The organism is Kribbella sp. NPDC051936 (assembly GCF_040680955.1).
In the GTDB taxonomy this organism is placed as follows: Bacteria; Actinomycetota; Actinomycetes; order Propionibacteriales; family Kribbellaceae; genus Kribbella.
In genome coordinates this window covers 864100-879625 of record NZ_JBFAXS010000001.1, presented here as the reverse complement: position 1 = coordinate 879625, position 15526 = coordinate 864100, and the positions used below count along the sequence as shown (strand labels likewise).

The 15526-nt window shown below is 69.5% G+C and carries 12 protein-coding genes; 8 read left to right on the top strand and 4 right to left on the bottom strand.

What is annotated here, in order from left to right; translation table 11 throughout:
* The first annotated feature begins 344 nt into the window (after positions 1-344).
* Entirely contained in the window at positions 345-1142 is a 798-nt protein-coding gene (locus AB0L64_RS04520) for an HAD-IB family hydrolase (protein ID WP_363707630.1), read from the top strand.
* A gap of 292 nt (positions 1143-1434) precedes the next feature.
* Here AB0L64_RS04520 and AB0L64_RS04515 read toward each other — a convergent pair whose 3' ends face one another.
* Positions 1435-2208 carry a cell filamentation protein Fic gene (locus tag AB0L64_RS04515; RefSeq protein WP_363707628.1) on the bottom strand — a complete coding sequence of 258 codons (774 nt, stop codon included), beginning with the start codon at positions 2206-2208 and terminating at the stop codon, positions 1435-1437.
* 24 nt (positions 2209-2232) lie between these two features.
* Here AB0L64_RS04515 and AB0L64_RS04510 point away from each other — a divergent pair, with 24 nt between their 5' ends.
* The 4 genes from AB0L64_RS04510 to AB0L64_RS04495 all read left to right on the top strand — a co-directional run bounded on the left by AB0L64_RS04510 (position 2233) and on the right by AB0L64_RS04495 (position 8164).
* Positions 2233-4296 (top strand): CDP-glycerol glycerophosphotransferase family protein, encoded by a 2064-nt coding sequence (locus tag AB0L64_RS04510; protein ID WP_363707626.1) that lies wholly within the window; start codon positions 2233-2235, stop codon positions 4294-4296.
* Positions 4297-4429: 133 nt separating this feature from the next.
* Positions 4430-6094 carry an arginine--tRNA ligase gene (argS, locus tag AB0L64_RS04505; RefSeq protein ID WP_363708090.1) on the top strand — a complete coding sequence of 555 codons (1665 nt, stop codon included), beginning with the start codon at positions 4430-4432 and terminating at the stop codon, positions 6092-6094.
* A gap of 11 nt (positions 6095-6105) precedes the next feature.
* A complete protein-coding gene (locus AB0L64_RS04500; RefSeq protein ID WP_363707624.1) occupies positions 6106-7143 on the top strand; it encodes an alpha/beta hydrolase-fold protein in 1038 nt (345 codons plus the stop codon).
* A 40-nt stretch (positions 7144-7183) separates the two neighbouring features.
* Positions 7184-8164 carry a GNAT family N-acetyltransferase gene (locus AB0L64_RS04495; protein WP_363707622.1) on the top strand — a complete coding sequence of 327 codons (981 nt, stop codon included), beginning with the start codon at positions 7184-7186 and terminating at the stop codon, positions 8162-8164.
* Here AB0L64_RS04495 and AB0L64_RS04490 read toward each other — a convergent pair.
* A complete protein-coding gene (locus AB0L64_RS04490) occupies positions 8153-9631 on the bottom strand; it encodes an MFS transporter (protein ID WP_363707620.1) in 1479 nt (492 codons plus the stop codon). The two genes, AB0L64_RS04495 and AB0L64_RS04490, sit on opposite strands and share 12 nt — an antisense overlap.
* 125 nt (positions 9632-9756) lie before the next feature.
* On the opposite strand from AB0L64_RS04490, the gene AB0L64_RS04485 reads away from it, so the two are divergent.
* Entirely contained in the window at positions 9757-10356 is a 600-nt protein-coding gene (locus tag AB0L64_RS04485; protein WP_355699655.1) for a helix-turn-helix domain-containing protein, read from the top strand.
* On the opposite strand, the gene AB0L64_RS04480 is transcribed toward AB0L64_RS04485, so the two are convergent.
* Positions 10316-10834, bottom strand: a complete 519-nt coding sequence (locus tag AB0L64_RS04480) for a dTDP-4-dehydrorhamnose 3,5-epimerase family protein (RefSeq protein ID WP_363707618.1) — start codon at positions 10832-10834, stop codon at positions 10316-10318. The two genes, AB0L64_RS04485 and AB0L64_RS04480, sit on opposite strands and share 41 nt — an antisense overlap.
* Entirely contained in the window at positions 10831-12036 is a 1206-nt protein-coding gene (locus AB0L64_RS04475) for a DUF2786 domain-containing protein (protein WP_363707616.1), read from the bottom strand. Before AB0L64_RS04475 ends, AB0L64_RS04480 begins: the two co-directional genes overlap by 4 nt.
* 193 nt (positions 12037-12229) lie before the next feature.
* Between AB0L64_RS04475 and AB0L64_RS04470 the strand changes: the two genes are divergently transcribed.
* Together AB0L64_RS04470 and AB0L64_RS04465 are read left to right on the top strand one after the other, a co-directional pair.
* Positions 12230-13624 (top strand): FAD-binding oxidoreductase, encoded by a 1395-nt coding sequence (locus AB0L64_RS04470; RefSeq protein ID WP_363707614.1) that lies wholly within the window; start codon positions 12230-12232, stop codon positions 13622-13624.
* A 319-nt stretch (positions 13625-13943) separates the two neighbouring features.
* A complete protein-coding gene (locus AB0L64_RS04465) occupies positions 13944-15518 on the top strand; it encodes a DUF222 domain-containing protein (protein WP_363707612.1) in 1575 nt (524 codons plus the stop codon).
* Positions 15519-15526: the final 8 nt, after the last annotated feature.

The following is a 15526-nucleotide window of genomic DNA, read 5'->3' as shown; positions in this document are numbered from 1 at the left end:
AAAACGAGAATCTTTACGCTTACTTGGCTGAGCCGGGAAAGGCGACGGCCCCCGGCGGGGGGGTGACCGGGGGCCGTCTTCGGCCACGGGCTCGGGGGGAGGAGCCGGGGGCCGTTCAGGAGGCGACAGTCTGCCACTGTCAGGGGGTATGTACCCCCTGAGATCGGGCCTCACACATCTCAGTTCGATTTCAACCGATTATGTTTCACCCAGGCGCTGGTCCCGCCCGATCGGGCGCTTCCAGCCAGTGTCACTGTCACACTGCTCACCAGTCTAACGGGATACCGGCCCACACAAAAGCCCGGGTCCCCCGGCGTTTCGCTCCGATCTCTATCCTCGACTGCATGGCGCACCCTGGGACGGCTCGATCGGCGGCCTTCTTCGATCTGGACAAGACCATTCTGGCTCGCTCGAGCACGCTGGCCTTCTCGCGGCCGTTCTACGCCGGCGGCCTGATCAACCGGCGGACCGTGCTGCGCAGCGCCTACGCCCAGTTCGTCTACCTGCTCGGCGGCGCGGACCACGACCAGATGGAGCGGATGCGGGAGTACATCTCCGCGATGTGCACCGGCTGGGACGTGTCGACGGTGAAGGCGATCGTCGCCGACACCCTGGACCACATCGTCCGGCCGATGATTCACAGCGAGGCGGTGGAGCTGATCGAGCAGCACCACGCGGCCGGCCGGGACGTGGTGATCGTGTCGTCGTCGGGCGCCGAGGTGGTGGAGCCGATCGGCGCGATGCTCGGCGCCGACCGGGTGATCGCGACCCGGATGGTAGTTGCTGACGGCAAGTACACCGGCGAGATCGCCGAGTACGCGTACGGTCCGTACAAGGCGACCGCGATCCAGGCCCTGGCCGCGGCAGAGGGTTACGACCTGGCCGCGTCCTACGGGTACTCGGACTCGATCACCGACGAGCCGCTGCTGGCCGCCGTCGGGCACCCGTACGCGGTCAACCCGGACAAGGCGTTGCGCCGGGTCGCGGTCGAGCGCGGCTGGCCGATCCTGGAGTTCGCCGAGCCGGCCGAGCGGATCGGATTCCAGGGCGTACGGCGCCCCGCACTGGCGGCCGGGGTGGTCGCCGCGATCGCCGCCGGGGCGCTGCTGCTGGCCTCCCGCCGCCGGTCCCGGGCGAGCTGAAAGCTGAAGCGGGCTTCATACTTCTCAACTCCATGAAGCACGCCGCATCCCCTTCCCAGAAAGGGGTTTCAGGAGTACAAAGGAATCAACAAAGGACCTTCGGGTCCGGTAGAGATTGCACGGGAACCCAGGTACCCACGCGGCGACCAGCCCATCCCAAACGGGCAGCGCGACCCAGGCCAGTCCTGTGGCGGCAAACCGGTGCACGCATGGTAACCAGGGCAACGTGCCAGCGACGGCGTTCTCCCAGGAGAGCGCCGTTCGCACGGTCGGCCGAGCATCCGGGACGCGCTCAGGAGGCGAGCGGCGAGAGCTCGGCACCTTTTGTCACGACCTCGCAGGACCGCAGCAGCCAATCACGAACACCCGTCAGTCCTCGCGCTGTGTAGTCGGTGAGGCCGGACGCATAGCTGGCTCGCAACACATAGTGACCACCCTCAGGGACCGTGACCGCGACCGGGTCGATGCCCCGGGCAACCAACAGGCAGCGCTCGGCGGCCCGGGCGACCAGTCCGTTCGCGGCCGGGAACGGGCGCAGCACGGCGAGTTCGGCGTGCACGATCGCCGCGACGACCAGGCCGGGCGCCTTCGTCGGACGGGTGAGGTTCTGCGCGAGAGCGCTCAACCGCTCCCACATCTCGTCGGCGCCGGGGGCCGGCGGCAGTCCGGGGATGTCGTCGGGTACGGGTTCCGCACTGGTCCGGAGATGGCCCAACTGGTCTTCGGGGAGCAGATCGGCCGCGGCCAACTGGTGCAGTCTGGTCCAGACCTGCACCGAGGCTTTGTCCAGCTGCGGAGCGAGCGTCATCAGTTCGCCGGTCAGCCGGACCGCGCCGGAGGCCAGTCCGTCGGCGGTGCCCCGGCGTACGTCGTCCGGTGTCGCCGTACTGCCGGCCAGCGCGGCGGACGCGTGCGCACCACGCAGCAGCGCCTCCGCGGTCATGTCCGAACCGACCCGGCGCAGACCCCGGTCCCGGAGCAGGACGTCGACCGCGTCCCGTGCCGCCCGGGCCGCCGACCCGACCCCCTCCAGACCACCCAACGGCTCGAACACGTCAACACTCATACCTGCACCCTAGGATGAGGAGGCATGGCGCTCGGCACCGTCCCCAGGTTCAGCATCGTGGTCCCCTGCCATGGCTCGCGGGCGTGGTTGCGGCCGTGCCTGGACTCGGTGCTCGGTCAGTCGTTCACCGATTTCGAGGTGATCGGGGTCGACGACGCGGACCCGGACGGCTCCGGACGGATCCTGGACGAATACGCCGCCGCCGACCCGCGCGTCCGGGCGCTGCACCTGGAGGAGAACATCGGCCTCGGCCCGGCCCGCAACGCCGGCCTGAAGGAGTGCCGCGGCGAGTACGTGCTCTTCCTGGACGCCGACGACGAGTACCTGCCCGGCTCCCTGGAAGCGATCGCGACCCGGATCGACAACGCGCGGCAGCCGGACATCGTGATGTTCGACTACGAGCGGATCTACTGGGACGGCCGGGTGCTCGGCAGCCAGCGGCACGACGCGTTCGCGCGCGAGGGCGCCGGGGTGTTCACGGCGGCCGAGCGGCCGATCTTCCTGACCTTTCTCGAAGTGGTCTGGAACAAGGCGCACCGGCGGGAGTTCCTGACCCGGCACGGTTTCGCGTTCACCAGCGGCTTCTACGAGGACGCGCCGTGGACCTACTCGACGATGCTCACCGCCGAGCGGATCGCGACGCTGGACCGGGTCGTCGTGCACTACCGGCAGCACCGGACCGGCGGCAACATCCACGCCACCAGCGGCCGCCGCCAGTGGGACATCTTCGACCAGTACGACCGGGTGCACGCGTTCATCCAGTCCGACCCGGACCTGGCCGGCTGGCGCCGGTTCGCCTTCGACCGGTCGCTGGATCACATCCTCGCCGTGCTCGCCAAGCCCGAGCGGATCGACACCGAGGACCGGGCCGAGTTCTTCCACGCCGCCCACGCGTTCGCCAAGCGGTGGAAGCCCGAGGGCTACAGCACCGATCGGACGGCCCGCGGGTTCAAGCGCTGGCTGCTGATCCACGACGACTACGCGACCTACTCGACGCTGAAGCTGAGCGCGCGGATGCTGCAGGTCCCGAGCCCACGCAAGCGGGTCGGCAAGCTGCTGCGCCGCGGCAAGCTCGATCCGAACCTGGTCGCGTACGCCGCCGGCGGGTGCACGCAGTACGCCGGCAATCCGCGCGCGATCTGCGAGAAGGCGGCCGAGCTCGCGCCACAGCTGCGCGGGGTCTGGGTCGTCGACGAGGAGCACGTCGGCGCGATCCCGGAGGGCGTCGAGTACGTCGTCGCGGACTCCCCGGCGTACGAGAAGCTGCTCGGCAAGGCGACGTACTTCGTCAGCGACGCGAACTGGCCCAACGACCTGGACAAGCGCCAGGGCCAGGTGCACCTCCAGACCCAGCACGGTACGCCGCTGACGACGGCGGCGTTGCCCGTGGAGGGCAGGGACGAGCTGATGCGCGCGGTCGACCGCTGGGACTTCAACCTGTCCTCGAACCGGTACTCCTCGGAGATCTGGGAGCGCATCTACCCCTCGTACTTCGAGGAGCTCGAGTACGGCTACCCGCGCAACGACCGGCTGCTGACCGCGACACTCGACGAGGTCCGTGCGATCCGCGCCGGACTGGGTTACGACGACTCGCACCTGGTGATCCTCTACGCGCCGGCGTCCGACGAGCGCCTTGATTCGGACCGGCTGGCGACCGCGGCCGGCGAGCACACCCGCGTGCTCCGCATCGAGGAGCAGTCCCGGGCCGAGGACCTGATGCTGGCGGCTGACGTCCTGGTCTCGGACCACTCGTCGATCATCGTCGACTACGCCAATCTCGACCGGCCGATCCTGCTCCTCAATGACGACCGGACCGACACGTACTTCGATGTCGCCGAGTTCCCGCCCGGCATTGTCGCGCGCTCCGCCGAGGAGCTGTTCACCGCGCTGCGCAACGGCACGTTCGCGGCGCCCGAGGCGGCCAAGCACCGGCACCTGTTCCGGGAGAAGTTCTGCGAGTTCGACGACGGCCGCGCGGCCGAGCGCGTCGTCCGGCGGGTGTTCCTGGGCGAGCTCGAGCTCCCGGCGGTCACGCCGTTGGCCGACCGGTCCCCGGCCCCCTCGGCGTACTTCGTGCATAATGGCTGACATGTCGATCAGCCTGAAGCCTGTCCACACCTCGCGTGTGCGCTTCAGCCTGCGACGACGACGCACTGTCTGAACACCTCAGCCTGTTCCAGTCGCGTCATCTTCGGTGAAGGACCACGTCATGTCCGCAGTTCTGCCTGTCCTGTCCACGAGACTGTCCGCTGCCGCCGCGGCCGCCTTCGGTACGCCGTACGACCCGGAGTTGCGGTCGGCGACCAAGCCCGAGTTCGGGCATTACCAGAGCAATGTCGCGCTGCGGATCGGCAACGCCCTCGGCCTGCCGCCGCGGTCGGTCGCCGAGCGTCTGATCGGCGAACTGCAACTCGACGACCTCTGCTGGCCGCCGCAGATCGCGGGACCTGGATTCATCAATCTGACGTTGCTGCCCGAGACGCTCGCCAGGGCGGTCAACGAGCCCGAGACCTTCGGCAGCAACGGCCGGCGGGTCGTCGTCGACTACTCGCAGCCGAACGTCGCGAAGCAGATGCACGTCGGCCATCTCCGGTCGACGGTGATCGGCGACGCGCTGTGCAAGGTGCTCGAGTTCGTCGGGTACGACGTGATCCGGCAGAACCACGTCGGCGACTGGGGCACGCAGTACGGGATGATGATCGAGCAGTTGCTCGACGAGGGGATCACCGCGCATTCCCTTGATCTGCAGGGATTGCAGCAGCTGTACGAGCGGAGCCGGAAGCACTTCGACGCCGACGGCGCCTTCGCCGACAGGTCGCGGCTGCGGGTCGTCGCGCTGCAGTCGGGTGATCCGGAGACGCGGACGATGTGGCGGCACATGGTCGACGTGTCCCTCGACGACTTCGACCAGGTCTACGCGTTGCTGGGTTCCGCACTGACCAGACAGGACGTCGTCGGCGAGAGCGCCTACAACGACGACCTCCCGCACGTCGTCAGCGACCTGGATCAGCAGGGTCTGCTGACGGAGTCCGACGGCGCCCTGTGCACGTTTCTCCCCGGGTTCCAGGGCCGGGACGGCGATCCGCTTCCGGTGATCGTCCGGAAGTCCGACGGCGGATTCGGCTACAGCGCAACGGACCTCGCCGCCGTACGTCACCGGGTGAGCACCCTGAAGGCGGACCGGATCGTCTACGTCGTCGACCACCGGCAGGCCCTGCATTTCGACATGATCTTCACCCTCGCGAGAACCGCCCACTGGCTCGACGTACCCGCAGAGCACGTCTCGTTCGGCACCGTCCTCGGACCGAACGGAAAACCCCTCAAAACAAGAGAAGGCGGCACGGTCAAGCTCGTCGACCTGCTCGAGAGCGCGGTCGCCCGGGCCGACGCACTGCTGGACGGACGGGAGGGCGTCGACCGGGCCACGACCGCAAGGGCAGTCGGCATCGGCGCGGTCAAGTACGCCGACCTGTCGAGCGACCGGGGCAACGACTACGCGTTCGACCTGGACCGGATGGTCGCGATGACCGGCAACACCGGCCCGTACCTGCAGTACGCCCACGCCCGGCTCACCAGACTGCTCTCCAAAGCAGACGTATCAGGTGAGGTCACCGAGCTGAAGGACCCGGCCGAGCAGCGGCTCGCTCTCCTCCTCACCGGCTTCGGCGCCGTTGTCGAACAAGTCGCCGAGACACTCCAGCCGCACAGACTCTGCACCTATCTGTACGACGTCGCCTCGGCGCTCTCGGTGTTCTACGAGCAGTGCCCGGTGCTGAGCAGCGAAGGCGAGACCAGAGCAAGCCGGATCGCCCTCTGCACCGCGACCCGGAAGGTGTTGCAGGATGGACTCGGCCTGCTGGGGATCGAGGCCCCCGATGCGATGTGAGTGGAGGACCGATGCTGCCGTGGTCGGCCGAGTTCAAGGGACGTCTGGACCAGACGACGTACACGAGTGAGTTGCTCCGCGGGAACCCGCTGGGCGATCCGCACGAGCGTCCGGTGCTGGTCTACCTGCCGCCGGGGTACGACGACCCGGACAACGCGGGCGAACGGTACCCGGCGATCTACGTGACGATGGGCTACACCGGCCACGTCGGCATGTGGTTCAACCGGGTCCCGTTCCGGCAGCCGTACCCGGAGCTGCTGGACGCGATGTTCTCCGACGAGAGCGTGCCGCGCGCCGTCGTCGTGTTCGTCGACTCGTGGACGAAGTACGGCGGTAGCCAGTGCCTCGACTCCCCCGGCACCGGGCAGTACCAGTCGTACCTGTGCGACGAGATCGTGCCGTGGGTCGACGCGACGTACCGGACGATCCCCGACCGCGACCACCGCGCCGTCACCGGCAAGTCGAGCGGCGGCTACACCGCGATGGTGACGCCGCTGCTGCGCCCGGACGTGTTCGGGGCGCTCGCGACGCACGCCGGTGACGCGCTCTTCGACGTCTGCTACCGGCCCGAGTTCCCGGAGCGGGCGCGGACGCTGCGGGACAAGTACGACGGCAGCTACGAGAAGTACTTCGAGGTGCTCGCGACCAAGACCGGCCGGACCACCAACGAGGACCTGCACCTGCTGGAGATGTACGGCTATGCGTCGGCGTACTCCGCCGAGCCCGACGGCACGGTGCTGATGCCGTTCGACGACCTCGGGGCGATCATCCCGGACATCTGGGCGCGCTGGCTGTCCCGCGACCCGGTCGAGATGGTGAAGGAGCCGCAGTACGCCGAGGCGCTGCGCTCGTTGCGCGCGGTCTGGATCGACGCCGGCCGGCAGGACGAGTACTACCTGGATCTCGGCGCCACCGCGTTCCACCGGGCCGCCCGCGAGGCCGGTCTCGCGGACGAGCGGATCCACTTCGAGTTGTTCGAGGGCACCCACGGCGGGATCGAGTACCGCTACCCGATGGCGGTGCGCTGGCTCGCCGAGCAGCTCGGCTAATTGGCGTGCCGTCGTCCGGCGGACGCCGTACCGTCGAGCCATGAGCTGGCCGGAGGGGATCGCGGCGCGCCCGATCGACAAGGGTGACGTCGAGGCGTGGGCGGTGTTGATGGCCGCCAAGGAGAAGGCCGACCAGGAGGGCGAGAACTTCTCCGCGGAAGACCTGGCCGAGCATCTGGACCGTCCGAACCGGGACATGAGCCGGGAGAGCATCGGCCTGTGGGCCGACGGCCGGATGATCGGCTACGGCATCGTGCACGTCCCGACGTCGGTGGTGGACGTCGACCGGGTGCGGACCGAGGGCACCATCGATCCCGAACTGCGCCGGCGCGGCCTGGGGACGGCGCTGATGCGCTGGCTGATCCAGCGCGCCGGCGAGCTGCACGCCGCCACCCACCCGGAGGCGCCCGGCGTGGTCGGCGCCGGCACCAGCAGCGACAACGTCAGCGCGACCAGCTTGTTCGAAGGGCTGGGCTTCGAGCCCGAGCGGTTCTTCTTCGACATGCGTCGCCCGCTCGACCAGCCGGTGCCGGAGGCGTCGGTGGCCGACGGGCTCCGGTTGACGGGATACGACCCGTCGTACGCCGAGGCCCTGCGGCTGGCGCACTTCGAGGCGTTCTCCGACCACTGGGGCTGGACGCCGCCGACTCCGGAGATGTGGCGGTCACGGTCGATCGGTTCGCGGGCGTTCCGCGGCGGGCAGTCGTACCTCGTGCTGGACGGCGACACCGTCGCGGCGTACGTGAACTGCTACGAGTGGGAGGCCGACACCGAGGCGACCGGCGTCCGCGAGCTGTACATCGGCCAGGTCGGCACGCGGCGCGCGTACCGTGGCCGCGGGCTGGCGCGGGCGACCATCGCGAGGGTGCTCGCCGAGGGCGCACAGGCCGGCTACCAGCGGGCCGGTCTCGGCGTCGACGCCGACAACCCGACCGGTGCGCTCGGCCTGTACGAGAACCTCGGCTTCACCACTCACAAGAAGTTCACCGACTACGCGCTGCCCCTTCCGTCAGACGTGTGAGTCCGCGACGACCGGGGCCTCGACCGGCTCCGGCTCGCTGCGGAACCACGTCCACGGCCGAACCGTGAACACGATCATCGCCAGGCTCACGGCCGCGTAGACGAGCGCTCCGACGAACGCGGCGTGCACGCCGTGGACCAGGACCTCCCGCGGTGCGGTCGCCGTCGAGTTGCGGCTCGCCGTACCGAAGATGGTCACCAGGATGCCCAGGCCGAGCGCGCCGCCGACCTGCTGGACCACGTTCAGCATGCCGGACGCGGCGCCCGAGTCCTCCGGCGCGACACCGGAAATGGCGCGGCCGACGAGCGGGATGAAGATCATCCCGGCGCCCGCTCCGAACAGCAGCATCGGACCGACCACGTCGTGCAGGTAGGTGCTGTGCGCGTCCAGCCGGGTCAGCCAGATCGTGCCGAGCGTGACCAGGGTGGACCCGGCCACCAGCAGCTTCGCCCCGTCGATCCGGGCGACCAGCTTCGGTACGACGCGCGATGCGGTGAACAGCAGACCGGTGAGCGGCAGGAACGCCAGACCGGCCGTCAGCGGGCTCAGCGCGAGCACGCCCTGCAGGTACTGCGTCAGGAAGAAGAACATCCCGAACATCGTCCCGACCACGAGCAGCATGGTGAGGTACGACGCCGACCGCTGAGCGGACTTGAACAACCGCAACGGCACGATCGGGTGGCTCACGCGGCGCTCGATCAGGACGAACGAGACCAGCAGCACGACGCCGGCCGCGAACGCGACCAGGACCTCCGCCGACGACCAGCCGGCCTCGGCGACCCGGATGAACCCGTACACCAGCGAGGTGATGCCCAGCGTCGAGGTGAGCGCACCGGCCACGTCGAACCGGCCGGTCTCCGGCGCGGTCTCGGTCAGCACGCGGCGGGCCGCGAAGACCAGAGCGATACCGATGGGGACGTTGATGAACAGGCCCCAGCGCCACGACACCCAGTCGGTCAGCATGCCGCCGAGCACCAGCCCGACGCTGCCGCCACCGGAGGAGACGAGGCTGTAGTAGCCGAGCGCCTTCATCCGCTCGGGACCTTCGCGGTACGTGAGCATCAGCAGCGTCAGGGCGGCCGGCGCGGCGATGGCGCCGCCGATGCCCTGCAGGACGCGCGCGGCGAGCAGCAGCTCGGCGTTCGGGGCGAGGCCGCCGAGCAGTGAGGCGAGGGTGAAGACACTGATACCGGTGATGAACACCCGGCGGCGGCCGAGCAGGTCGCCGGCGCGGGCGCCGAGCAGCAGCAGGCCGCCGAACGCGAGCGCGTAGGCATTCTGCACCCACGACAGGCTCGACGGGCTGAAGTGCAGTGCCTGCTGGATGTGCGGCATCGCGATGTTCACCACGGTGCCGTCGAGGATGACCATCAGCTGGGTGACCAGGATGACCGCGAGCACGACCCCCGGCCGCCGCGCAGGCGTGCCGGTTCCGGCGCCGGCCGGGCCTGAGGATGTTGCCGACATATTGCTCCTTACCCCGGAGGGGCTACAGTTGTGGAAGGAAAAGTGGAGTGCTCCTCCGGATACGATACGGAGGCCCCCTCCGCTTTGCAAGCGATATTCTGGACGGACCCGTGAGGAGGTCGAACTTGGCGCCGCAACCCCTGCCGTGCGCACGGCCCACCCGTGCGGACGCCGCCCGGAACTACGACCGCCTGGTGACGGCCGCCCGGGAGACCTTCGGCGAACACGGCACCGACACCTCGCTCGAGGAGATCGCCCGCCGGGCCGGAGTCGGCATCGGCACGCTCTACCGCCGGTTCCCCAGCCGGACCGCGCTGCTCGAGGCGGTCTACGTGGACGAGATCCAGTCCGTCTGCGATCGGGCGTACGACTTCGACCGGGAGCTGGAGCCGTTCGACGCGCTGGCCGCGTGGCTGCGCAGCTTCGTCGGCTACGGGCTGTCCAAGAAGAGCCTGGCCACCGAGCTGATCGATGCCCTCGGCAAGGAGTCCCCGTTCTTCAAGGCCTGCAAGGTGAACGTGCAGGAGGCCGGGCAACTGCTGCTGGACAAGGCGAAGGCGACCGGCGACGTCCGGCCGGAGCTGGAGCTGGCCGACGTCATGCGGCTCGTCGGCGGCATCACCCACAACGCCGACACCCCGCCGGAGCAGGCCCACCGCCTGCTCGACATCGTGCTCTGCGGGCTCAGGCCCGCTGCTCCCGCAGCGCAGCCAGCGAAGGGTTAGCCGCGTCCCGCTCGGTGTACTTGAGCTCGCGGACCGGCCACTCGATCGCCAGCTCCGGGTCGAACAGGTCCACCGCCACCCGCTCCGGCGACCAGTGCTCGTTCACCAGGAAGTTGTACGTCGTGTGCGGCGCCACCGTGCAGAACGAGTTGCCGACGCCGCGCGGCACGTAGAGCGCGTCCGACGGACCGAGCTCGAAGGTCTCGACGCGGCCGAAGGTGTCGTTGTCGCGGAGGTCGACGATCGCGGCGAACACCCGGCCGGACGACGGCGACAGGTACTTGTCCCACGGCTCCGCGTGGATCCCGCGGACGATGCCGGCGTCCTCGAAGTACGCGACGTTGTGCTGGACGACGACCATGCCGAGCTCGGCCAGCTTCTCGCGGTGGAAGTTCTCCTTGAACCACCCGTCGCCGTGCGGCTGGACCTGCAGCCCGACACGCACCACTCCCGGGATCGACGTCTCCTCGGTCCTCACCGGCGCACCTGCCGACGGGCCTCGAGCTGCGCCTGGTCGGCGGCGGCCAGGCCCGCGTGCCATCCGGCGCCGTTCGTGATGCGGGTCCTCCGGGTGGTCGTCCTCGGGAACAGCTGGGTGAACAACGCGTCCACCTGCTCCTCCCGCTTGGCCAGCACCGGCAGCAGCCGGTCCGCGTCGGCCTCGGGCACGGCGGCCTGGGTCGCGGCGGAGGCCTGCTCGAGCCGCTCGGCGATGCGCTGCGCGTAGGCCATCAGGAACGACTGCCGGAACGACCGGGTCCGCGACTCGCCGCGCTGACCGATGTGCTTGCCGGCAGCAATCATCGCCCGGTTCGCCTGGACCAGCAGCGAGGTGCTGAGGATCTCGGTGAGCTGCAGATCGAGCTCGGCGCCGACGATCGTGACGACGGCCAGGTCCTCGATCACGACGGTCCGGCAGCGGTTCGCCGCGGCGACCGCGCCGACCAGTTGCGCCTTGGCCGAGACATACGGCGTGTCCATCCAGAGCCGGCGCGCCGACGAGTCGTCCGGGATCTCCTCCTCCGCCGTCACCAGCACACTGTCCAGCGAGAACTTCGCCATCAGCTCCTGCGCCTTCCCGGACAGCGCTTCCGCCTCGTCCGGGAACTCGGTCGCTTCCGCCTTCGCGAGCAAAGCCCGGATCCGCGCCAGCATCTTTCCGTCCACCGGTACTGCGGGGCGCGCCGGGCGGGACGGCGTACCGGGCAGCGGGAGCAAGCGGGCCATCACCGGCAGTGTTTGCAGGAAGCCCGCAAGCGCGAGAGCGTGATGCAGGCTCAGGTAGCGGCCGACCCGCGCCGTCGCGGCCCACGCGGTCAGGCGCAGCTCGGCGAACGGCTGCGGCACACCGAGATCGGTGAGCTGGTCGAGCCAGCGCGGATCGATGGCGGCGGGAGCATACTGCTGGTGCTCGGCTGAGATCGCGGCCAGCAACAACGGCTCGACGGCTGCCTCCAGCTGGCGCCGTCCGTGCTGGACCACATCCGCCGGCGCCCAGCCGCGCTCCCAGGCACCGCGAACCAAGGCGTTCAGGAATCCTTGCAGGCAACGATCCACGGCCGCCTGGTCGCGCTCGTCGTACGCACCCAGCCTGGCCAGTTGGGCGGCCGCGCGGTCGTCGGCGACGGCAACCGCGGCCGCCGCGATCGGCAACAGGCGGAGGATTTCCTGATCAGTCACGCGGACGAGTCTGACAGTCGCACTCCGTCGACCCAAACGGTGTTCACCGGACCTGTGGACAACTCCGGCCGCAGATCAAGGCGACATACGATTCGGACAACGCGTTCCACCGGAATCAGAACGTCAGACCCGTTGCTTTGAGCCCGCGTCGGGACGATCCTGCCTACAGGGGACATCACAGGGGGGCTTCGTCATGACTCAACTTGCCGGCAGTGGGATCGGCGATCTGCGACAGAACTTCGAAGGATCGGTGCTCGGCCCTGACGACGGCGGGTACGACGACGCGCGCCGGCTGTGGAACGCGGACCAGGACCTGCACCCGGCCGTGATCGCCCGGTGCCGGAGCGCTGCGGACGTCAGCCGTGCAGTGTTGTTCGCGCGTGAGCACGGACTGGAGATCGCGGTCCGTGGCGGCGCGCACAGCATCAGCGGCATGAGCTCGGTCGACGACGGGCTGATGATCGACCTGAACGAGTTCAACGAGGTCACGGTCGATCCGCAGGCGCGCCGGGCCACGGCCGCCGGCGGCGCGTTGCTCGGTCAGCTCGACGCGGCGGCGCAGGAACACGGTCTGGCGACGCCGGCCGGCATGGTGAGCCACACAGGTGTCGCCGGACTGACGCTCGGCGGCGGGATGGGCTGGCTGAGCCGGAAGTTCGGTCTCAGTATCGACAACCTGCTGTCGGTCGAGGTCGTCACCGCGGACGGTCGCATCCTGCGCGCGTCCGACGACGAGAACCCCGACCTGTTCTGGGCGATCCGCGGCGGCGGCGGCAACTTCGGCGTCGTGACACAGTTCGAGTTCCAGTTGCACGAGGTCGCGCCGATGATCCAGTTCGGCATGATGTTCTGGGATCTCGACCAGGGCGCCGAGGTGCTGCGGATGGCCCGCGAGGTGATCGCGAAGCTGCCGGCCGAGGTGAACATCGTGGTGGGCGCGATCAGCGCTCCGCCGGCTCCGTTCGTGCCGGCCGAGTACCACTTCCGGCCCGGGTACGCATTGATCGTCCCTGGCTTCGGGTCGGCCGAGGAGCACGCCGCCGTACTGGCCGAGATCCGCTCGACGCTGCCGCCGCTGTTCGAGTTCGGCGGCCCGATGCCGTACCTCGCGCTGCAGCAAATGCTCGACGAGGCGAACGGCTGGGGATTCCACGCCTACGACAAGGGCTTCTACCTCGACGACTTCACCGACGAGGCGATCGCGGTGGTCACCGAACACGTGCCGCGCAAGCAGTCGCCGGGCTCGGTCGTGCTGTTCTACCGCCTCGACAACGGGTACTCGAAGGTCCCCGACGAAGCCACCGCCTTCAGCGGCAGCCGGGCGCCAGGGTACGCCGGTTTCATCATCGCCGTCTGCCCGACGCCCGAACTGCTCGAGCACGACCGCGAGTGGGCCCGCTCGTTGTGGGCGGCAACAATCCCGGTGAGCCGCGGGATCGGCAGCTACGTGAACGCGATCAGCGACACCGGCGTGGACGACCGGGTGCGCGCGTCGTACGGCGCGAAATACGACCGGCTGGCGGCGATCAAGGCGAAGTACGACCCGGAGAACGTCTTCCACCGCAACGCGAACATCAAGCCCGCCTAGAAGTCCATAAAGGAAGAGAGAGACTGGGAGTCTGCGTGTGTGGCCGGGTTCGTGGGCCGGTGACACGCGCCGACGTCTATCGCCGTTTGGACCGCTCCCGGCTCACCGAACTCGTTCGCCGCACCAGTCGCTGAGGTTCTCCTCCTGTCTCGGCTGGTGCCGCGATCGAGCTGCGGACCGAGGGGTGCAGTCGTCCGCAACCGAGGACGCCCGGTCCTGAAGATGCCAAGGTGTTTGCTGGCGTGGGCCCCCGAAAAGCCCACAAAATAAGGGGATTCCGGCTCGGGAACTGTCGGTGGCGCCGTCTAGAGTCGATGCCATGGAACTCCTGGGCGAGCGGCCGGCGTGGTCGATGAGTGGCAGCGAACTGCTGTCCACTCTCGACACGCTCGAAGCCGAGCTCGCCCGCCTGAAGTCCTACCGGCTGAGCGTGATCGCCGCCATCGAAACCACCGGGTACGCGCAGGAGCTCGGCGCCCGCGACACCGCCGAACTCCTGCGCTTCCGCTACCGCCTGGACCCACCGGCCGCCCGCCGCACCCTCCGCCTCGCCCAGACCGCCCCGCACTACCCGGCCGTGGCGACCGCCCTCGACCGCACCGCCTCCTCCGCCACGACCGCCAACGTACGGGACGACAGCGGATCCGGCGACGGTGCTGGTGATGGCTGGCTGCTGCGGCCGGCGCAGGCGGCCGCGATCGTGTTCGGACTCGACCGGGTCCGGTCGCGGGTCCCGGTGCAGCACCTGGACGCGGCCGCGGAGCAACTGGTCGGCCTGGCCGGTCACCTGTCACCGGGCGAACTGCGTACCGCCGCCAAGGAGATCGCCGACCTGCTCGACTCCGACGGCCCCGAACCCGAAGAACACAAGGCCTACGCCCGCGAATCCCTGACACTCTCGGCCGCCGACAACGGCGTGAAGTTCAAGGGCTTCCTGGCCAACGAGAACGCCGAACTCCTGCGCGCCGTCGTGCACGCCGGTGCCCGCCCACACAAGACCGTCGACGGCGAGCACGACCCGCGCCCCCGTGACAAGCGCCAGGCCGACGCCTTGTCCACCGCCCTGGGCATCGCCGCCGCCGCGTGGGACACCACCAGCCCCACACCCAGCCCCACAGCCGGCCCCGCCAGCGACACGGAGGGCGCCGCGAGCACACCGGGTACAGGGGACATGACAGGCACCGCCGGCGCCGCGGGCACGGGTGGTCGCGCGGCCGGGTACGGCGCGAAGGCGAACATCACCGTCACGATCGACCTGGACGACCTGAAGGCCGCGACCGCGGACGCGATCGGGCGCACCGTCTACAGCGGCGGGCTGTCCGCGGCCACGATCCGGCGGCTGGCCTGTGACGCGAACATCATCCCGCTAGTGCTGGGCTCGAACTCCGAACCGCTCGACGTCGGGCGCCGCGTGCGGCTGGTCACCGGGGCGATGCGCCGCGCCCTGGACGCCCGCGACCGCGGCTGTGTGGTCTGTGGGGCGCCGCCGGTCATGTGCGACGCCCATCACCTGGTCTCTTGGATCGACGGGGGCGACACCAAGGTCGACAATCTGGCTTTGCTGTGCCGTCGTCACCACGTCGACCTGCACAAAGGCCACTGGCACGTCACCATCCTCGACGGCATCGCCCACGTCGCCCGCCCCAGCTGGGCCGAACCCGCACCCACCCCCGCCGTAGCCCGCCGCACAGCACCCCCGCGCGCCCGACCACCCAGCGGCAGCACGGGCCCGCGCGAGTCCGAGCCCACACAGCCCACCCAGCCCACCGAACCCGCCGACGTCGGCCTGCGGGCGGTCGAGGGCGACGTGGTGGACACCGTCGCCGACCGCTCGCGATGGCGGGCCGACGAGGCTGCCCTCCAGCAAGCGGCCGCCTTCGCAGCCACCGGCTGAGCCCCGAC